Source organism: Streptomyces avidinii (assembly GCF_014650695.1).
Lineage (GTDB): Bacteria > Actinomycetota > Actinomycetes > Streptomycetales > Streptomycetaceae > Streptomyces > Streptomyces avidinii.
Map to the genome: position 1 here is coordinate 329,568 of NZ_BMVL01000002.1, position 18,980 is coordinate 348,547.

General features: G+C 69.4%; 17 protein-coding genes and 3 pseudogenes. 5 read left to right on the forward strand and 15 right to left on the reverse strand.

The window, feature by feature from the left end:
• Positions 1-515: 515 nt before the first annotated feature.
• Positions 516-758, reverse strand: coding sequence for a hypothetical protein (locus IE257_RS05645; RefSeq protein ID WP_229920144.1), 243 nt, complete (start codon positions 756-758; stop codon positions 516-518).
• Positions 759-829: 71 nt separating this feature from the next.
• Entirely contained in the window at positions 830-1,375 is a 546-nt protein-coding gene (locus tag IE257_RS05650) for a hypothetical protein (protein ID WP_189965306.1), read from the reverse strand.
• 25 nt (positions 1,376-1,400) lie between these two features.
• Here IE257_RS05650 and IE257_RS05655 point away from each other — a divergent pair, with 25 nt between their 5' ends.
• Positions 1,401-1,550, forward strand: a complete 150-nt coding sequence (locus IE257_RS05655; protein ID WP_189965307.1) for a transposase — start codon at positions 1,401-1,403, stop codon at positions 1,548-1,550.
• Here IE257_RS05655 and IE257_RS05660 read toward each other — a convergent pair.
• The 8 genes from IE257_RS05660 to IE257_RS05695 all read right to left on the reverse strand — a co-directional run bounded on the left by IE257_RS05660 (position 1,539) and on the right by IE257_RS05695 (position 11,963).
• Positions 1,539-2,441, reverse strand: a complete 903-nt coding sequence (locus tag IE257_RS05660) for a MerR family transcriptional regulator (protein ID WP_189965309.1) — start codon at positions 2,439-2,441, stop codon at positions 1,539-1,541. The genes IE257_RS05655 and IE257_RS05660 overlap by 12 nt on opposite strands.
• 387 nt (positions 2,442-2,828) lie before the next feature.
• Positions 2,829-4,601: an FG-GAP repeat domain-containing protein gene (locus IE257_RS05665; protein ID WP_189965311.1), complete on the reverse strand. Its 1,773-nt coding sequence runs from the start codon at positions 4,599-4,601 to the stop codon at positions 2,829-2,831.
• Between the two features lie 1,058 nt (positions 4,602-5,659).
• A complete protein-coding gene (locus IE257_RS05670; protein WP_189965313.1) occupies positions 5,660-6,067 on the reverse strand; it encodes a hypothetical protein in 408 nt (135 codons plus the stop codon).
• A gap of 415 nt (positions 6,068-6,482) precedes the next feature.
• Positions 6,483-8,006: a flotillin family protein gene (locus IE257_RS05675; protein WP_189965315.1), complete on the reverse strand. Its 1,524-nt coding sequence runs from the start codon at positions 8,004-8,006 to the stop codon at positions 6,483-6,485.
• 75 nt (positions 8,007-8,081) lie between these two features.
• Positions 8,082-8,591, reverse strand: coding sequence for an NfeD C-terminal domain-containing protein (locus IE257_RS05680; RefSeq protein WP_189966180.1), 510 nt, complete (start codon positions 8,589-8,591; stop codon positions 8,082-8,084).
• Between the two features lie 132 nt (positions 8,592-8,723).
• A complete protein-coding gene (locus IE257_RS05685) occupies positions 8,724-9,785 on the reverse strand; it encodes a PucR family transcriptional regulator (protein ID WP_245384613.1) in 1,062 nt (353 codons plus the stop codon).
• A 262-nt stretch (positions 9,786-10,047) separates the two neighbouring features.
• A complete protein-coding gene (locus IE257_RS05690) occupies positions 10,048-10,197 on the reverse strand; it encodes a hypothetical protein (RefSeq protein WP_189965317.1) in 150 nt (49 codons plus the stop codon).
• Positions 10,198-10,670: 473 nt separating this feature from the next.
• Positions 10,671-11,963, reverse strand: a complete 1,293-nt coding sequence (locus IE257_RS05695) for a hypothetical protein (protein WP_189965319.1) — start codon at positions 11,961-11,963, stop codon at positions 10,671-10,673.
• Between the two features lie 716 nt (positions 11,964-12,679).
• Here IE257_RS05695 and IE257_RS05700 point away from each other — a divergent pair.
• Complete coding sequence (locus IE257_RS05700; protein ID WP_268251377.1) at positions 12,680-14,110, forward strand: alpha/beta fold hydrolase; 1,431 nt, start codon at positions 12,680-12,682, stop codon at positions 14,108-14,110.
• Positions 14,026-14,205 (forward strand): alpha/beta hydrolase, encoded by a 180-nt coding sequence (locus tag IE257_RS38835; RefSeq protein ID WP_268251378.1) that lies wholly within the window; start codon positions 14,026-14,028, stop codon positions 14,203-14,205. Before IE257_RS05700 ends, IE257_RS38835 begins: the two co-directional genes overlap by 85 nt.
• Before the next feature lie 17 nt (positions 14,206-14,222).
• Here the strand turns inward: IE257_RS38835 and IE257_RS05705 are convergent, their stop codons facing one another.
• The 5 genes and pseudogenes from IE257_RS05705 to IE257_RS05725 all read right to left on the reverse strand — a co-directional run bounded on the left by IE257_RS05705 (position 14,223) and on the right by IE257_RS05725 (position 16,650).
• Positions 14,223-14,450, reverse strand: a complete 228-nt coding sequence (locus IE257_RS05705; RefSeq protein WP_189965321.1) for a hypothetical protein — start codon at positions 14,448-14,450, stop codon at positions 14,223-14,225.
• A gap of 33 nt (positions 14,451-14,483) precedes the next feature.
• Positions 14,484-14,737 (reverse strand): annotated as a pseudogene (locus IE257_RS05710) (transposase family protein); the annotation flags it as partial.
• 113 nt (positions 14,738-14,850) lie between these two features.
• On the reverse strand, positions 14,851-15,306 hold the full coding sequence (locus tag IE257_RS05715; protein ID WP_189966266.1) for a hypothetical protein: 456 nt from the start codon (positions 15,304-15,306) through the stop codon (positions 14,851-14,853).
• Positions 15,307-15,539: 233 nt separating this feature from the next.
• A pseudogene (locus tag IE257_RS05720) lies at positions 15,540-16,208 on the reverse strand (transposase); the annotation flags it as partial.
• Positions 16,209-16,284: 76 nt separating this feature from the next.
• Positions 16,285-16,650 carry a winged helix-turn-helix transcriptional regulator gene (locus tag IE257_RS05725; RefSeq protein WP_189965323.1) on the reverse strand — a complete coding sequence of 122 codons (366 nt, stop codon included), beginning with the start codon at positions 16,648-16,650 and terminating at the stop codon, positions 16,285-16,287.
• 92 nt (positions 16,651-16,742) lie between these two features.
• Between IE257_RS05725 and IE257_RS05730 the strand changes: the two are divergent.
• Positions 16,743-16,868: pseudogene (locus IE257_RS05730) on the forward strand (NAD-dependent epimerase/dehydratase family protein); the annotation flags it as partial.
• A 199-nt stretch (positions 16,869-17,067) separates the two neighbouring features.
• Positions 17,068-18,957, forward strand: a complete 1,890-nt coding sequence (locus IE257_RS05735) for an ATP-binding cassette domain-containing protein (RefSeq protein WP_189965325.1) — start codon at positions 17,068-17,070, stop codon at positions 18,955-18,957.
• The last annotated feature ends 23 nt before the right edge of the window (positions 18,958-18,980 follow it).

Here is an 18,980-nt window from a genome sequence, read left to right on the forward strand (position 1 = left end):
GGCCAAAGGGCGTAAACACCCTCGGCGTACCGTAGGGGCGGATACGTCCTGACAGATCACCTGAACCCACGGGTACAGACCCGGAAGGCACAGCGAAGGCCTTGGGTTCCCTCCGGCGCCGTCGCCAGGTCCAGCCGCCCGTCCTCGAGGACGAGTTCACCGAGTTTTCCGCACTGCGCGCACCGGACGTACGTCACCGCGCCGGGCGCCGCATACCGAACGGCAGTTGCTCCACCATCTCCATGCCATGCCCAACGCAGCCAGGTCACGCCACACACCGTCGAACGGGCCGGCGTCCTGTGCCGCGACGTTCACGGCACGCCAGTTCGGCGCGGGCGCGGCCGAGGCGTCGCTGCGGATTGGCTGTGCGGGCGCTGCTCAACCTCGTCCAAGCTCGCGGCCATCCATCCCCCTCGCGTCCAGCTGACTACTCTCCTACTCCAATTTCGGCCAGAATGGCCGGATAGTCGCAATGCGTTTTGCCTGGATGGAAGCCACCCGAGTCGGAGCGGAGCTCAAGACTGCTCGACTTCCGTCATGAGGAGGCGCAGGGTCGGGGCGTGCTTCCCGGCGAAGGGGACGGCGTAGTCGGAGGTCTGCTCGTAGGGGCCAGCCCGGTCGAACATGCGCCGGTCGTCGGCGAGAAGGGTGCGTGCGGTGGTGTGGTCGCCGCGGAGGGCGTGGGCCTTGCCGAAGACGGCGTTCAGCAGACCCAGGGACGGCCGGCCGCCGATGGCCGTGGCCTGGTCGGCGAACACGTCCGCGACCGGGAGGGCGGCGGGACTCTGACCCCGCCACGGTGACCGGGGCGTGAACTTGGCGAGACGACCTAGCCGCGGCGCAGCCGGGAATCGAGGACCGCGCCGAGGAGTTCGGCGTCGGGTGCGGTCAGCAGGCGTTTGGGCAGGATCATCACCCAGTTCCTCAGGCCGGTTCTGCCCACGACGGCGTAGAGGTTCGGGGTCTCGTGATACCGCGACATCTCATCCCAGCCCAGGCGTTTGATGTCCGCGCCGTCGAGGAGAGCCGCGATACCCGTGCCGTCGACGACGCAGTCCGCGCCCTCGTGGGCCCGCTGGGCCCGCAGGGCATGCGTAACGATCCTCCGGGGCGCGAGCAGGGCGAACACAATCGCGTAGACGGCGGCCGCGGCCATGAGGCCGATGTTGACCGAGCCGCCCTCGGCGTCGACGCGCACACCCAGGAGCGCGATGAAGAGCGCGCCGGCGGCAGCGAGCCAACGCAGTCGCCGAAACGTTCCCGCAGCCTTCAGCCCCTCACGGAGCTCGCTCTTCTCCACACTGCCCGTGAACCGCAGGACGGCCTCGCCCGTGAGCCGGGCCTGCTGCGGCTGTCGTATGTTGATGTCTTCCACAGGCGCGGAGCATAGCGCTCCGCCGGTGATCGACGCGATCGCGTGCAAGTACCGCACCGGAACGCCGTGGATGGAGCTGCCCGAACACTTCGGATCGTGGAAGGGCGCCCACAACCAACTGTGGAAGTGGGCCGCCAACGGCACCCGGGAGAAGCTCGTTCACTCATGCGGGTGATTCGTGGGCGGCGATTTGTCCGGCCAATTCCATGCAGCGCAGGCGGGCCGGGGAGAAGTCGTAGGGCATCTTTCCGGTGGCTTCGAATGCGCTCATGGACTCTTGCCCCCCACCGGAGCTTTGGCATGCCTCGCCCTCGCCCTCATCTGCGGTAGCGGGGTGCAAAGCGTCCCAGGAGCCGCAGAGTGCATCGTCGCTTTGCCCCAGGCCGGAGTCCTCGATGACGGCCAGGAGCACCTCTTCGAAGGCGTGCCGTTCGGCAGCCACCTGGGCCACGCGGGGGTCATCGACAGCGATCGTGTCATCGAGTGCCTCCTCGGCGGCATCAACACGGTCGGATTCTTCCCGCAGGTCCGAGTGGGTGGCCAGGGCGATGAAACGGGTGGCCTGGAGGGCTGCACCGAGCGGGCCGAAGATCCGCTCGGTGACCAGCAGGCTGTCCAGGTCCGCCCGGCGCAGGGAGCCCTCGGGCAGGCTCGTGAGGCGGCTGGTGACGAGGTCGGAGAGCAGGCCCATCCGGCTGCCTTCGGTGCGCATGCGCTGCACGGCAGTCCGCTGCCGCCGCAGTTCTCCCTCCTGGGCGACGAGGGTTTCCTCCAGCCGTTCCAGGATGCCCGCGATGCCGTGGTCGCTGTCGGCACCGGCAGAAGCCGTGTCGGCGAAGGCGTCACGGATGTCGTCCAGGGCGATCCCGGCATCGGCCGTCTTGCGGATCCACAGGAGCCGGATCATGTCTTCGTAGCCGTAGCGGCGGCGGTCGTCACCGCCCCGCTCGGGCTCGGGGAGCAGGCCGATCTCGTGGTAGTGACGGATCGCCCGTGGTGTGGTGCCCACGAAGGCCGCCGCGTCACCGATTCTGACCTGGCGCGGCGGGATGAAGGACGAATACATGAGCAGGGCCTTCCTCTGGGGGCGGGACGTGGGTCCACCGGACCACATGCCGCTACGGAAGGTGCAACTCCAGCCGCTCCGCCCGGCATCCGTGCCAGGAGACGCATGTCCCTCTGCGCGGCCCGAGCCATCGCCAGGTCCAGCCGGCCGCCGCCCAGGACGAGTTCACCGAGTATCCCGCACTGCGCGCACCGACGGCGGCCTGCTGGACGGTGCCGCCCTGCTCCGCGTCGCGGAGACGGTCCTCCCGCCGTCCCGGGGTGGCCCCCGCCCGGCTCACGCACCGGCCCGACCCGGACGCGGGCCCGACCCGGACGCGGGCCCGACCCGGCCGGGGCCCGCGGGCGGACCCGCGCCGTCGCTCTCAGCGGCCCGGGACCGCGGGGATCAGAGCATGTTCTTGTAGATGTTCCACCCGGTGCCGAACTTCACCCGGGGGGCGAAGGTCGCGGTGCCGGTCTTGCCCGTCGAGGTGTACCTGTACACGACGCCTCCCGGAAGGCGGGCCATCAGGTCGCCCTTGCTGTCGCCGTTGATGTCGCCCGGGACGAACAGCGTGTCGTACTGGTTGAAGCCGCTGCCGACCTGCTCCCGGGCGGCGAACGGCGCGCCGGCCGTACCGGTGCCCTTGTAGAGGAAGAGGCCACCGGCGGTGTCCCGGGCGAGCAGGTCGGGCCGCCCGTCCCCGGAGTAATCGCCCGCGCCGACGAGGGTGTTGTAGCCGTTCCAGCCGGTGCCGACCTTGATGCGCGTGCCGAACTTCGTGTAGGGCAGGCCGTCACCGGGGTGCAGCCACAGGACGCCGGCGGAGTCACGGCTGACCAGGTCGCCCTTCCCGTCGCCGGTGAGGTCGCCGGGGCCGGCCATCATGGTGTAGTTCCACGACGTACTGACCTTCACGCCGCGGACGTAGAGGTCGGTGCCGATGTTCTGCACGTAGCTGGCGTGGTTGTGGCTGTTGAGGCCGGTGGCGTACGTGTTGCGGGAGCCGGGTGCCTCCTTGCCGGCCTCGTACGGCGGCGAGTAGTAGGCGCTGTTGGCCAGGGCCTGGTACTTGACCAGGACGTTGTCGGCCTGGGTCATCACGTTCTGGCCCTTGCCGAAGAGCGATGTGGTGCCCGCGCCGACGATGAATTTGTTGAGTTCGTAGCCGCTACCGAAGTAGGCGGGTGCGGCGAACTTGCCGCCGCCGATCGACTTGAACCAGTACTCCACGCCGTCGTGGTTGCGGGCGAGCAGGTCGCTGCGGCCGTCGCCGTCGCCGTCGTCCGAGCCGGTGATCACGTTGTACGTGTTCCAGCCGGTGCCGACCTTGACGCCGGGCTTGAGCGGGGCGGTGGCGCTGCCGGCTCCCTTGTGGAACCACAGCTCGCCGCTCAGGGTACGGGTGAGGACGTCGCCGATGCCGTCGCCGTCGACGTCGTTGGCGCCCACGACCTGGTCGTAGATCCCCCAGCCGGAGGCGACCTTGACCCGCGAGTTGAAGGGCTTGCTGACCGTCCCGGTACCGGTGTACAGCCACAGGTCACCGGCGGGGTCCCGGGCCAGCAGATCGGGGCGGCGGTCGCCGGTCAGATCGCCGGTGGCGATGAGGCGGTTGTAGATCTGCCAGCCGCGGCCCGACCACAGGGGCGCCGAGGTGCTCTTCACACCCGCCTCGTAGAGCGTGAGCACGCCGTCGAAGGTGAGCGACAGGAGTTCGGGCTGGGTGGTGCCGCCGACGTCGCCCGCCGGAAGCAGGTCCTTGAACGAGGCTTCGGGATCCGGATCGGTCTTGAGGACCGTGTAGTCGCTCCAGGCCTTGATCGACGACAGGTAGACGGCCGTGACCTGGTCGTACTCCATGACGATCATGTCGCTGACGCCGTCGCCGTCGACGTCGTGCCGCGGCTTGGCGGCAGCGGCCACCTGGGCCGGGACCCGGGCCGGCATGACGACGGTCGGGCGCCCGTGGCCGCGGGCCACGGCGGACGGTCCCGGCGCCGGCACGGCCGGGCTCGGCACGGCCAAGCTCGGCGCGGCGGCACTCGGCGAGCCCATGCTCGGCGCGGCGATGCTCGGCGCGGCGGCCAGGGCGCCGACGGCCAGGGCGAGAACGCCCCCGGCGGCCAGGGCGCGCAGCCGTCTGCGCTGCGGTGACGTGCGGTGCAATGTAGTCAAGATCCCCCCTGAGGATCGAGCCGTGGGGCTCTGCCCTGGCACACGTCATGTGTGTGTCCCCGGGATCACGCATCCGTGCATGAACGGCCCCCCGCTTCCGTCCGTGCGCGCTAAGCCCCCGTCGCCGACATTCACGTCGGATCTATCACTCCGGTTCCCGTTCCCGGCACATCAGTTGGGCTTCCCGCACCGGGCGTGTGAGGACGACGTGCGGCGCGTCCCCTTCTCAGGGGCCGGTGGTCAGGTGCACGTGGACGGTCTTGCCGCCCTCGGGGAACGGCCGGACCTCCACCCCGTCAGCCAGCCGGTTCATCAGCAGCCAGCCGTACCCCTACCCACCATCGGTGCCGCCGTCGGCCGGCCGGCGCCGGCGCGGCGGTCCGGCCGGCGTCCCCTGGCGTCGACGCCGCGCATGACCAGGCCTTCTTCACCGCCCGCTCCACCGGCGCCCGAGCCGCCCCGACCAACCCGGCCAGGCCGCCACCACCGCTTCGGCGAACGGATCGACCGCGGGCGGCCCGGCAGGTTCGGGGGTGGACACGGACCGGGCTGCTTCGCAAGGGGTCAGCGGGCCTTGCCCCTGCCCGGCTTGGGCGGACCGGAGGCATACGCAGTACCCGGTAACGTCCGCCGGCCCGGCCGGGCCCCCTTCGCCGCCGCTTCGCGAGGACGCCGGCGCGGCCAGGCCGGGCCGCTTGGGTGGCCCGAGGCGGCACGGGTCCCGGAGCGCGGCACGCCATCGGCCAGCGGGCCGCGAACAGCTCTTTCGGCACCGCGGTGCAGGAGCGTCCGCCCGCGTGGGAGGACAGAAGGGGCCCGACCGGCCGGGGGGAGGGCTGGTCGGGTCCGCGCCCAGCGGATGGCCTCGCCGCGGCTGACCGGCCGCCCCCACCCGGCCGGGAGCACCTCGGTCAGGTTTCGGGGCAGGTCCTCCGTCGCCCACGCAGCGGCGCGTCGGACGTCGGCCCGGTGCGTCTGGTCCACGAGCGGGTCACGGGTAGATGGCGGCGGCCGGGACGACCTCGACTCGACCTTCTGGTGTCCGCGCAGACGGAACCTCAGTCCTGAGGCCGCACGCCGGACCCGTCGCTGTGGCCCAGGCGGGAGAGGACCTTGGCATACACCATGGTTGCCGCAGCGGTAACGGTCGCCAGGGACGCCAGCGCGAGGATGCCCACCAGTGCGGGCCACTGCCGCCACTGGTCGCTGCGGCAGACTCTGTCCTGAGGCGACGGGTCGCCGAGCGGGCCCTGGCACACAGCGCGGGTCCCCTTGTATGAGGAAATCTCGGGGCCGTAGTCGGCGACCATCAGGAAGATGAAGCATCCCCAGATCAGCAGGGCAAGGAGCATCCAAAAGATCGACCATCCCTCAATGCGGCGCGCGTCCCGGGTCGTCCTCTCAGCCTGCTCTGGTGCGGTGCCTTCAAGAACCGACACCTCCAGAGGCGTCTCGTCGGTTGCCATTCTTCCCCCTTCCTACTCTCAATCAATGATCAGCAGTCCATCACAACCTGATCGCGCACCCTGGACTGATGTCCCCGGCCAGGGTGTGGGGGCGCTCGCCGGTGGTGGCCACGAGCGTTCGTATCGTGGCGGACTCGATGTGGGCGCCGGCTTCGGTGCGAACGGGCCTGCCCGGTTCGCCATGAGGAGCAGCATGGTCACGGCAAGGAGTGAGGTAACGATGATCAGGGTGAGCCCGATGGGATTGCGCGGGTTGTAGTAGTACCTCTGGGTGCCCCACTTGCTTCGCTTGAACACCGGCTCACGGTCGTAGTTCACCTGGCATCCCCTCGTTTCGCGTCTCCTCCGCTCGCACCCTTGGGGCCTGCTCCCTGGCCGGGTCCGGCCGGGCAGGCCCCAAAGGATGCGAGAGCAGCTAGCCGACGATTTCGATCTTGCCGTTGGATGAGTTCGACTCGGGCACGGCGGACGCCTTGGCAGCGGTCAGGCCGCCCAGGAGTTGTGCGAGGTCGACGCCGGTGGTGGAGGAGAGGAGTTCCATGCCCTGGGCGACGTTGTCGGTGACGGTACGGGAGAGTTTGCTCGCGCCGTCGGTGGAGATGACGGTCATCTTGTCGATGGCGGACAGCGGTTCGGCTGCCTTGGCCACGACCTGGGGCAGTGCCTCGACCATCATCTGGATCATGGCGGCGTCACCGTAGCTCTCGAACGCGTCCGCCTTCTTCTGCATGGCCTCGGCCTCGGCGGCGCCCTTGGCCAAGATGGCCGCGGCTTCCGCGTCGCCCTCCAGGCGTACCGCTTCGGCGATGGCCGCGCGCCGGGCGCGTTCGGCCTCGCCTCGCTTGGCGCCCTCGATTGCTTCCGCCTCGGCGAGGGCGGAGCGGCGCTGCTTCTCGCCCTCGCCGGTCAGTCGGGCCCGCTCGGCCTCGGCCTGGGCGGCGGCGATGGCCGCCAGGCGCTCCGCTTCGGCCTGCTTGACGCGGGCGACCCGCAGTGCTTCGGCTTCCTGTTCGGCCTGGTAGCGGCGGGCGTCGGCGGGCTTGCGGACCTGGGTGTCGAGCTGGCGGTCGGTCAGCGCCGCCTGGCGTTCGGCGACCTTCTCCTGCTCGGCGAGGATCTGCTGCTGCCGGTCGGCATCGGCGAGGGGGCCTGCCGCGTTGGCCTGGGCGGTCGCCGCGTCGGTCTCGGCCTTGATCTCGGCCTGGCGCAGGTACAGGGTGCGCTGGGCGACGGCGATCTCCTCCTCGGCCTTCAGGCGGGCCTGTTCGGCGGCCTGGCGGGAGTTGGCCTCGGCGATGTCGGCCTCCTGCTTGGCGCGGGCGGCCTCGGGGCGGCCGAGGTCTTCGAGGTAGGAGCCCTCGGTGGTGATGTCCTGGATCTGGAAGGCGTCCAGGACCAGGCCCTGCCCGGACAGGCTCGCCTCGGCCTCCTCCGCGACCTGCCCGGCGAACGCGGCGCGGTCTCGGATGATGTCCTCGACCGACATGCGGCCGACGATGGCCCGCAGGGCTCCGGAGAGCACTTCCTGGGTGAAGCCGACAATGCCGTCCTGCTGCTGCAGGAACCGCTGGGCGGCGGCACGGATCGCGTCCTCGTTGCCACCGACCTTCACGATGGCGACGCCTTCGAGGTTGGCCTTGATGCCGCGCAGGGTGACCGCTCCCCGCACGGCGATCGGGATGTGGCGGCTGGACAGGTCGAGGGTGTAGCGCTGCTGGACGAACGGGACGACGAACACGCCGCCGCCGACCACGACCTTCTGACCGGTGTTGTCGGTCGATATCCGACCGGTCTCCGGATCGGTGGAGCTTTTGCCGCGGCGTCCGGTGATGATGAAGGCCTCGCTGGGACCCGCGACCTTGTAGCGGGTGACCACCACGAGGGCGAGCAGAACGAGGAGTACGACCACTCCGAGGACCGCTGTGACGACTGGACTCATGAGGGATCCCCTCCTGCCCCCGAGGCGGCAGATCGATGACGGTTGAGCTTGGTGGTGCTGGAAGAACGCGTCTGGTCAGCGCTCTACGGCGCGAACCGTTACCGAGGTGGGGGACGGTGCGGTCGTCACCCAGACCTCGGCGCCCCGGGCAAGCGGCGCATCTGCCCGCGCGGCGTACTTCACCGCCTGGCCGGCCAGCCGTAGCAGGACCTCGCCGTATCCGTCGGCGGGAATGGCGGTGACGACCGTTCCCGTGGATCCGAGGAGGTCGTTCTGGTGCGGGGCGAATGCGCTGCAATCTCCCAGCAGGGCCCGGCTCAGCCTCCATGCCAGCCAGCCCGTTCCCGCCCCGGCCACCGCTCCGGCGGCGGCTGCCGCTCCCGGCCCGAGTCCCGTGGACCCGAGCACGATCGCCCCCGTGAAACCGAGCATCGAAACGAAGCCCGCGACCACCGGAAGCGACAGCCAGCCGTCGAACAGGCCGTCCAGAACGCCGTCGAAAGCGCCTTCGACGAACCCGTCGAACACCAGCGAGGCAGCCAACAACGCGAGTCCCCCGATGCCGAGACTCAGAAACAAGCCCATGAGCACCCCCGCTGCTGTATCGCTGTCCTGGCTGGACAACGGCATCGTGGCAGCTGGAAGGAACCGCGCACATTGCCAGACCTCGGCAATCTTTACGGTGCTTTAACGCACCGCACGGGCTGAGACGCGGTCTCACGCCTCGGTGTCGGGCCAGTCGAGCAAGCGGGCCCCGATCACCGCGGTCTGAAGGGTGTAGCGGTTCACGGGGTCGGCCGGGTCGGCGCCGGTCAGGCTGTGGATCCGCTCCAGCCGGTAGGTCAGCGCCCGCACGCTCAGCGAAAGCCGGCGCGCGGCCTCGGTCGCCACGCAGCCGCTGTCGAAGTACGCGGTGAGGGTGTCGATGAAGGACCGGGCGCCACCGCGCCCCTTGCGGAGCGGGCCCAGCACGCTTTCCACCAGGTCGGCCATCGCCTGCCGGTCCCGCGTCAGGACCGGGTAGACCAGCAGGTCCGCGGCGTGCAGCACCGGACCGCCCAGGCCCATCCGCTCGGCCAGATCGAGGGCGTTGAGCGCTTCCTCGTACGAGTGCACCACGCCGCCGGCGCCGGGGTGCGAGCGGCCTATGGCCACCTTGCCGCCATCGGTGGCGGCGTACGCCTGCTTCGCGAAGAACGCCAGGACGTCCGGCTGATCGCCGGGGGCCACACAGATCAGCCGGCCGTCCTTTGTGGTGAGCAGGATCTGCCGGCCCGCGAAACGAGTCAGCATCGCCGACTCGATCCCGCGGGCGACCGGGTAGCCATCGCCGTACGGCTCCGGCCCGCTCGCCACGGCCACGGCGTGCGCCTGCGACAGACGCAGCCCGAAGCGTTCTGCGCGCTCCGCCAGCCGGCCCAGATCGCTGCGCCCGTAGAGCAAGTCGTCGATGAACTCTCGGCGCTTCGCCTCCTCCTGACGGACCGCCTGCAGCTGGGCGCGCTCGTATCCCTCGATGAAGGCGTCCACCGCCTGGTCCAGCACGGCCAACAGCGATCCCGCCGCTGCCGGGGGCAGTGGGGCGAGTGCCTCCTGAGCCACGCTGAAGTGCTGCCGCACCGGCTCACGGACCGGCACTCCCAGCTCCGCCGCCCGCTCCCCCCGGACTCGGCGGGCCTCCAGTTCGGCGCGGGTCAGTCGACGCCCCGTGAGACAGGCAGAGTGCAGGAGATCGGAGAGCCCCGCCACATGCTCGTTCGACACTGCCTGGTCAGTCAACGTCTTCCCCCTGGTCACGACGCCTCTTCGACGCAGAACAAGGGTGCCATGGAGAGCGCGGTCCACTGCCGGTCGGCCCGACCTTGCGCAGGCCCCGGCCCGGGCCGGTGCGACCGTGCTGCAGCATCGCCGATCGCCCTCTCCGGGAACCTGTGCACCCACCCCTACCGGGCGGCCACACCCGAGGCGCTGCCGATTCCCTCTTCACGATCCGCAACTGAAGGACCAGACGCCACTCGATGGCAGGAAGTATCCGTGCGGGTCAATCCAGCGGATGCGCTACCGGCAGCCACTCGATGTCGCCGCTTCGCAGACTTCCCCTGAATGTCAGCACCTCACGGCCTACGCCCAGGGCCGTGAGCAGGATGTCGATCGCTGCTTCGTCGCCCTCCGTGTCCTGGATGACGGACACGATGGTGTCCGTCAGTGCGCTGCCCTCCATGCCCGGCGGCCCAGCCCGTCTACGCCGACACCGCGAACTGGCGCGGTCACGCCTACCTCACGGTCGACTACCGCGCAGACGCGAGCTCATCCTGGCTCAAGTGGAGGATCGAGAATCTGCCCGGCTCACCGAGGCACCCCTTTGCACCTTCCTGGCCTGCGACGGGAAGTGACCGGCGCTGCCCACCGCCCGAGGCCGGAGGGAGTGGTGCCCACAGACCCGAACTCCCCGACACCGAGGTCGTCCGCACGGTCAACGTCAACGGCACCGTGTGGGACGCAGGCCCCGGCGGGAGCGGGAATGCCCGGCCCCCGTCAAGGCCGGGCATTGGTCGTCTCTGCCCGTCGGAGCAGAGGGACGGTGCCGCGTACGCCGGGGGCAAGCTCATAGAGGGCTACGTTGTCCTCGACGGTGGGTGTCGGCGCCGCGCACGGCGTGTGCCGTTACGCCGAACGGCGCCGCCGGGCCAAGGCGTACAGGGCTCCGCCGAGCGTCAGGGCCGCGGCGGCGAGTCCGCCCGCGGCCAGCGCGGCGGATCCGGTGTTGGCCAGGTTGCCGCCGGTACCGCCGTTCGGGGCCGGGGTGTTGCCGGTGCTCGGGGCGGTGCTCGCGGAGGCCGAGGCCGAGGGCGCGGTCGAGCCGGACGGGCTCGGGGAGGCAGAGACGGACGTCGACGGGCCGGGCTGCGGCCCGCTGGCCGGCGTCACGGTGATGGTGAGCCCGGCCGTGTTGTTGCCGAGGTCACGGTCGATGTCGGCGATCTTGAGATGGCCGGGCCCGCGGTCGGCCTTGTACCGGTACTCGCCGTGGTACGTGCCCGGCTTGACCCACGACTCGATCTTGAAGATCCCCTTGACCGAGCCGCCGGTCCCGCCGAACACCCGGCGCCCCTCCGGGCCCGGGCGGCCGCCGGCGAAGCTGATGCCGGGCGGCAGCACGAACTCGGTTTCCACCACGTTGTCGTCGGCGGCCGTGGTGGCGACCGATCCGGTGCCCTTGATCTGCCAGCCCGGGTTGAGCAGCACCTGGCCGCCGGCCGGGCCGCTGCCGGTCGCCCCGTCCACGGTGAAGTCGGGCTGGTTCGCAGGGTTTTCGACCAGCACCTCGCGGCCCCAGGAACGCCATTCCTTGAACGGCTCGGACGGTGTGGCCTTGATGGCGGCGGCGGTTCCCTTGACCCCGCCCTGCTGCGGCTTGTAGATCGGCTGGCCGCCCGGGGTCCAGGAGACGTAGAAGAGGTCCCGCCACAGCTTCGGGGTCGCGGTGATGTTCAGCCCCGTGTCGAGCCGGTAGTACTTACCCGGCTCGAAGGTGCCGGTGAAACTGCAGAACAGGTATGCGTCACGGTACTCCCGCACGGGGTCGACCTTGAAGTGTTCGCAGTTCGACGGCCGTTCCTGAGGATTCAGGTCCAGGCCCGGCGGCAGTTGGACGCCCAGCTCCGCCCCCTGGACGGGCTTGTCGCCGGTGACTTTGAAGCCCAGACGGAGGCTCTGCTTCTGGCCGCTCTCGACCGTGGTGTCGAGGAGCTCCTCGGAGGTGACGAGACCGCCGAACGGGTCCGGGTCGCCCTCAGGCCGGTTCGGGCCCTGCTTATCGACCCCGGTAGCCGGCGTCACCGGGCTCGGCGCCGGCGCTGCCTGGGCAGTGGTCGCGGCACCCAACACCACCGTACCGACGGCCAGAGCCGCTCCGATCCGCCTCGTTGCATTGCTGTGCGTGCGGTTCGACCGCATCAAGATGGTCCCCCTCGTGTCACATGGGTCAGTCGTTCGAATACGCCCGACTCCTGTACGACCGACAGGGGGCCTGATCGGTTGCCCGGAATGATCAAGAAATCGGCGGGCGGGATCACAACGACCGTCCTGCCGTACGGGTGTCGCGCCCGGCCGTCGTCGGTCGCGCCGACCGGGGCCGTGCAGCCGAACCGGGCCCGCGTCTCCACCGTGATCCCGCCGACGCCGCGTCCGAGCAGAACTTCGGCGCCGCGCGGGCCTACTCCGCCCTGCCCGGTCGCGCAGGAGTGTGAGCGCCACGCGGACCAGGCGTCCCGGGACGAGGGGTGGATCAAGAACCTCTGCTCCTACCCACGGAACACCCTCTCCCGGCGCCGGCCCGGCGACGGCATCGGTGGGCCCTGCCGGACAACCGGTCCTCCGTCGGGACTGGCGCCGTCCGGCCGAGGCGCCGTCAGGCCCCCGCCCACTGCCGCGTATCGGCCAACTGTCCGAATATCGCGTGGTACGTGAGTTGCACAAAGAGTGGCCCTCAGGAGGGATTCGCCCCGCCCGCCGGTGCAACACGGTGGACGGGCACGCAATCTCCGAATGAAGGTGACACCGTACGTATGAAACGCCGCGCACCGCTGTTAGCCACCGCCGGACTCATCGCAACCACCCTTTCCCAGCTGGCCGTTCCCCAGGCATCCGCTGCCCAGACTGCCCCCGGGTACATGAGTCAGAAGCCCGCCTGGCACCGCTGCAGTGCAGACAGACCGGCGACCTACGAGTGCGCGACCCTCAAGGTCCCGCTCGACTACGAGCGCCCCCAGGGCCCCACGATCGACCTCGCGATATCCAGGGTGAAGAGCGGGAACCCGGCCAAGCGGCACGGCGTCATGCTCCTCAACCCGGGCGGACCCGGCACCGCCGGACTCTACCGGCCGATGCGGTTGAGCACGGAGATGCCCAAGGACGTACGGGACCGCTACGACCTCATCGGCTTCGACCCGCGCGGCGTCGGGGCCAGCAGCCCGATCACCTGCGGGCTGGACCAGACCGAGAAGGGCACCGGCGGGGCGTACCGGCCCGATCGCTTCGCCTCGGACGTGGCGTGGGCGCGCAGCGTCGCGGACAAGTGCCGTGAGAAGGCTGGTGACGTGCTCCCGTACATCACCACGCGCAACACGGCCCGCGACATGGACGTGATCCGCGCCGTGCTGGGCGAGCGCAAGATCTCGTACCTGGGCTACTCGTACGGGACCCACCTCGGCGCGGTGTACTCCCAGATGTTCCCGCAGCGGACGGACCGCTTCGTGCTGGACAGTGGCGTGGACCCGCACCGCATCTGGCGCGGCATGTACCAGGTGTGGGCGACCAGCGCCGGGCCGGCCTTCGAGCGGTGGACGCTCTGGGCGGCGGAGCACTCGGCCGAATACGGCCTAGGCGCGACCCCCGAGGCGGTGTCCGACACGTTCTGGGCACTGGTGGCGCGCGCCGACCGGGAACCGATCGACTACTTCGGGCAGAAGCTCACGGGTGACGACATCCGGGACCCCGGAGTGTTCTACTCCCCGGCTGAGGCCTCGGCCATCACGAGGTCCCTCAAAGCCGCGGCCGAACGGACGCCCCTGCCGGGGGACGCCGGGGTGCCGGACGTGAAGAGGCTCCTCGCCGGCGGCCGGGGGGCCACCGGGCCGGATCCCGACACGGCTGCCGCCCCCGCGCCGGGCGACGGGCCCGCCCCAGAGGCCGTCCCCGTTGACAACGGCACCGCCGTCTACTGGTCCGTGGTGTGCGGGGACACGGAGAACTGGCCGCGCGACCCTGAGCAGTACGCGCGGGACGCGGTCCAGGACAAGGTGAAGTACCCGCTGTACGGGGACTTCGCGTCGAACATCAAGCCTTGCGCCTTCTGGCAGCCACCGTTGGAGGCTGCGACGCCGATGACGCACCGGGCGAAGGTGCTGACCGTCCAGAACGAGTGGGATCCGATGACCCCCCTCAGCAGCGGTCAGGGCCTGCACCGCGCCCTGAAGGGCTCGCCATTGTGTTGGCGAAGGGCGGGCAGGGCCACGGGGTGTACCTCATCGACGGCACCTCCTGCGCCGACGAGACCGTCAACACGTACCTCACCACGGGTCGGCTTCCCGCAAGGGACCTGACCTGTCAGAGCCCGTCACGCGACCGAGAGCCGAAGGCGTCGCTGCCGGCCGAGCGCGCGAACCGGTCGTTTCTGCAGCGTGGCAGTTCCCCCTGATGGTCCGCCGGAAGCCGTCAGTTCGACGTGCCTCCGGAGACGTGCACGCGCGCGGAGCTTGTTCCGTGCAGTCTCGGGGGGGGATGGGCGGCTTGGAGGAAGCGGACGGCTTCGCCGCAGGAGACCGGAGCCTTTCCGTCCAGTTCCTGGTTGGCCCCGTGGAGCAGCCAGCCGGCGGACGTCAGGACGGTCACCACCGCTCCGGCCGAGAGCCAGAACGTGGTCCTGTTGCGTTGCGTGGACAAGAGGAACACCCAAAAGATGATCACTGAACATGTTCAAAGACGCGTCTCGGTCGCAGCCGGTTCCGCATCGCGCCCGGTTGATGGGTGGGGAGTTATGCAGGATCTTCGGAAGATCTGCCGGGACTTGAGCCGTGCCATGCCGCGTTCGACCGGTGCCCTGGCTGGGCCAGGGCTCGGTTTACGGTGCGCCGGGTGAGGGTGAGCTCGCCGCCCGGTGGCCGTTTGAGTCCGGTGGTGACCCGGGAGCCGGCACCCGTGTAGGCACGGTCGGCGAACAGGGGCCCACCCGGCGCGGTTCGCATCCCGTCGGGGGCGGGGGACGAGCAGCGAGGCCCCCACCTGTCTTGGTAGGGGGCCTCGTCCAGTAGCGGCGCGGGCGGAGTTGCTGCCCTTCGCGGGCTCAACCGCTCTTGTTCATCGCGACCGTGAAGCTGACCTTTTTGCCGTTGTGGTAGTCGGTGCTGTCCCACACCGAGATGTGAGACCTGTCCTGCATCCGCAGTTGCAGCACCTCATTGGCGTTGGTCCAGTTGTATCCGACGAACTGGAAGTTCGGCTCGGGACTGTCTCCCATTCTCCTGTTTCCCCAGCTGCAGATACGCGACGAGTCGTGCTTGCAGACGGACCAGGCCCTGGCGTACAGGTGGCAGTCCTCTCCCTGCCATACGTCGATACGCTTCAACCTCGCGTCGGACGAGCGCCACTTTCCGTTGAACCGGTTGGCGGAGCACGAGGCGGCTGCTTCTTTCGTCGAGGTGACGGTGAGCACCACCGAGAGGGAGAGCGTCAGGGCGGCCGTCAAGAGTACGGCCATGATCTGGCGTAGTGGAATGCGGGCAGAAGAGACCTGTGTCATTGTGAACCTCCGATAGCGGGTTGCAGCGCGGGGCATCCCGTCGTCACACGACGCGTCATCCCGCCTACTCCGGCTGAACGCCACCCATTCGGGCCCGGATCATTTAGCCCTTTACCCCCTGCTTATTCCAGAGCAGCACTCCGCAATCCTGATCGCAAGTCGGCAGGATTTTTTCATTTCGCGCAAGATTCAATGATGAATGCGATTCAAAGTGGATCGGTCAATGAGCTTCTTCAGGCTTGACGCTCCAGGGTGAGGATGGCTTTGGCGATTGACGTCATGCGGTTCGGACTGCATCGGGAACTGCGGAAGATCCGCCAGGATTTCAAGCGGGCGACGCCGCGTTCGACCGGTGCCCGTGCCGCGACCAGGGCCCGGTTGACGGTCTTCTCGTTGGGCGTGAGTTCCTGCAGGGGCCTGCGTTTGATGCCCGTGGTCAGCCAGGGGCCGCCGCCCTGGTAGGCGAGATCGGCCGGGATGGGAACGCCCTGGCGCTCGCAGATGCGGATGATCCGGTGGGTGCCGGCGACGGTCAGATCGTGGGCGCGGCCCGGCAGCGCGGGTGAGAGCCACAGCAGCCGACCGTCCGGATCCGTGACTACCTGTACGTTCACTCCGTGCCGGCGGTGCTTGTGGGAGTAGTCCGCGCGTGAGTCGCCGACCCGGTGGCACTCGGCGAGGGTCCCGTCCATCAGGACGAAGTCGGGGTCGGCCTCGCGCAGGGCCTTCAGTAGACCTGGCGCACGTTGGGCGAGCAGGTCGGTGACTGCGCTGGTGTGGGCGTGGCGTGGGCGGTGGACTCGCTGATCCCGAACCCGGCAGCGATCTTCGCCAAGGGTGTGCTCACGTAGGTACACCAGTGCCACCATCGCACGCTGGTACGGGCGAACCTTTCTGCCGTCACGGTCGGTGGTCTTCACCGAGATGGCGAGCTGCTGAGGGCGCGGAGTGGTCAGCGCTTCACTTGACCTGTTGCGCTCAGACGCTCGGCGGCAGTCGCTGTGTGATCCGGTCGAACAAGTCCGTGAGTGGCTTACCGATGTCCTGGCCGAACTCGGTCAGTCCGTAGGTGACTTGGGGCGGTGTCGTCGGCTCGACCTTGCGCCAGACCAGGCCGTCCTGGACCAGTGCGCGCAGTGTCTGAGCGAGCATCTTCTCGCTGATGCCCTGGATGCTGTCGCGCAGCTCGTAGAACCGAAGGTCGTTGCTCCGCAAGGAGATCAGCACCCAGACACCCCACCTGCTGGTCACGTGGTCGACCACGTCGCGCGCAGGGCAGTCGGCGTGAAACACCTCATACCGATTGCCTGCCGCGGCCTGCGTCACCTGCGCACCTTCCCTCATGTCAGGAGCTTACCTCTGGGTATGTTCTTACTGAAAGTAAGCCCGCCTCCTAGCGTCAATCGCCTCACTGCACAACGGACTAGGAGCTGAACATGATCACGGTGACCGGGGCTACCGGGAACGTGGGCCGGCCTTTGACGCAGGCTCTGGCTGCGGCGGGCGAGCAGGTGACGGCGGTGTCGCGGCACGCCGCGGCGGTGCCGAACGGGGTCCGGCACCGGCTCTTGGGAACCTCGGCGATTCGGCCAACCTCCTTTTGTGGCAGTCCCGTTGCGGGAGACGGGTCGGTGTAGCCTCCACGGTCCCCCGCACGCTCTATCCCGGGACTTCAGGGCCGACCGAAAAACGTGTGTTCGAAAAGCTGGGGCTGTCGTTGAGCTCACGACAGTGTCCGAACGGTGATCCAGGGGGGACCCGATGACCGGATCCGATGTGCCCAGCAACCCGACCAGTGCTCCGTCTCCGCCGCCGCCCGCGGAGATCACCTACAGCGGGCAGTACTCGGTCAATCCGCTCGCCGAGGTCTCCTTCCGGAAGATGTGCGCCACCCTCCCGGCTGTCCTGGCCCGGATCGGCCGCCTGTCGTGGCGGACCGACCGGCGGGCCGTGCGGCTCCTGATCGGGTGCCAGGTCGTCACCGGCGTATCCGCAGCGGTGCTGCTGGCCGCGACCGCACGTGTGATGGGGCCCGTACTCGGCGCCGGGAGTGCGTCCGACCGTCTGCAAGGAGCACTGCCCGCGTTGCTCGTGGTCGCGCTCGCCGCCGCAATGAACCGCGCCGCGGGGGCCGTGGCCACGTACGCCGAGAGGCGGATCACTCCTCTGCTGACCTCGGAGACGGACAGCAGCCTGGTCGAGGCGGTCTGCCGGGTCGAGGCCGCCGCCTACGCCGGCGACGGCTTCTCCGACCGGCAGGAGGCTGCCGAGATGGGGGTGGTCCGCACCCACGTGATGGTCACCGACGCTCAGCGCTTCATGTCCTCGCTGATCCGCCTGGTCACCGCCGGCAGCGTCCTGTCACTGCTGAACGTGATGATGCTGCCCCTGCTGCTCCTCGCCGTACTGCCGGCCGGTATCGGCGCCGTCCTGACCGCCCGCGTCGACTACGAGATCCACTACGCCAATGTCTCCGACAGGAATGTGCGCGGCATGATGCGCTGGTGGGCCACGACCTCCCAGTACGGTGACGAAGTCCGCGCCAACTCGATGACCGACTACCTCGTCCACTGGTACCGGGCTCTGTCCGAACGGTGTGACCGGCGGAACCTGGCCGCCGCGCCGCGGACCTTGCGGATTTCTCTGCTCTCCGCGCTGGCCGGCGGAGTCTTCCTCCTCGCGACCTGGGGAGCGCTCGCCTGGCTCGCCGTGACGGGCCGGATCGAACCCGCCATCGCCGCCACGGCCGTTATCGCCGTCCAGACCGCGCTCGCCGCTCTTTCCCAGGTCGTCATCAACGGCGCCGCGGTGTTCCACACCAGCCTGTACCTGAGCGATATGCAGGCGTTCCTCGACGAGGCCGCCGCTCGTGCTCCCCGGCGCGGTCCGCGCGAGATCGCCGGTCCGGTCGAGCAGATCCGGCTCGACGAGGTCGTCTACCAGTATCCCGGCAAGGACAAACCCGCGGTGGACGGTGTCTCCCTCACCCTGGAGCGCGGCCGGATCCTCGCGATCGTCGGAGCGAACGGATCGGGGAAGTCGACTCTGACGCGGCTGATCACCGGGATCTACCTCTGCGACAAGGGCAAGGTCACCTGGAACGGAAGCGACCTCGCCGACACCGACCCGGCGACCGTCTGGCGCCTCACCGGCCTGGTGCCGCAGGACTTCGCGAAGTGGCCGCTGCGGGTGCGCGAGAACATCACCCTCGGTCAGCCCCGCACCCACGACGACGGACCTGTGTGGGAGGCCATCGACGCGGTCGGCCTGCGCGAAGCCGTCGAAGACCTCCCCAACGGTCTGGACAGCCTCCAAGCCCGCGACATCTGGGGAGGCGTCGAGTTCTCCGGCGGACAGTGGCAGCGCGAAGCGTGCGCTCGGGCCCTGTACCGCAAGCCCGAGCTGCTGATCCTGGACGAGCCGACCTCTCAGATGGACCCACGAGGTGAGCACCAGGTCTTCGAACGGATCAAGGCCATCGCTGCCGACCGGATCACCATCATGGTCACCCACCGCCTGGAGAACACGAAGATCGCGGACCACATCATCGTGCTGGACGACGGCCGCATTTCCGAGCAGGGCCGCTACGACGATCTCGTCCACGGCGGCGGAACCTTCGCCGAACTCCTCGAATTGTCCCAGGACCGCTGACCCGATTCACCTCGCCCGACCTC

Coding starts and splice junctions, on each gene's coding strand:
- IE257_RS05715 (WP_189966266.1), bottom strand. CDS start 15,306: ATGACACAGGTCTCTTCTGCCCGCATTCCACTACGCCAGATCATGGCC.
- IE257_RS05660 (WP_189965309.1), bottom strand. CDS start 2,441: ATGTATTCGTCCTTCATCCCGCCGCGCCAGGTCAGAATCGGTGACGCG.
- IE257_RS05700 (WP_268251377.1), top strand. CDS start 12,680: ATGAGTCAGAAGCCCGCCTGGCACCGCTGCAGTGCAGACAGACCGGCG.
- IE257_RS05695 (WP_189965319.1), bottom strand. CDS start 11,963: ATGCGGTCGAACCGCACGCACAGCAATGCAACGAGGCGGATCGGAGCG.
- IE257_RS05670 (WP_189965313.1), bottom strand. CDS start 6,067: ATGGCAACCGACGAGACGCCTCTGGAGGTGTCGGTTCTTGAAGGCACC.
- IE257_RS05725 (WP_189965323.1), bottom strand. CDS start 16,650: ATGAGGGAAGGTGCGCAGGTGACGCAGGCCGCGGCAGGCAATCGGTAT.
- IE257_RS05735 (WP_189965325.1), top strand. CDS start 17,068: ATGACCGGATCCGATGTGCCCAGCAACCCGACCAGTGCTCCGTCTCCG.
- IE257_RS05675 (WP_189965315.1), bottom strand. CDS start 8,006: ATGAGTCCAGTCGTCACAGCGGTCCTCGGAGTGGTCGTACTCCTCGTT.
- IE257_RS05680 (WP_189966180.1), bottom strand. CDS start 8,591: ATGGGCTTGTTTCTGAGTCTCGGCATCGGGGGACTCGCGTTGTTGGCT.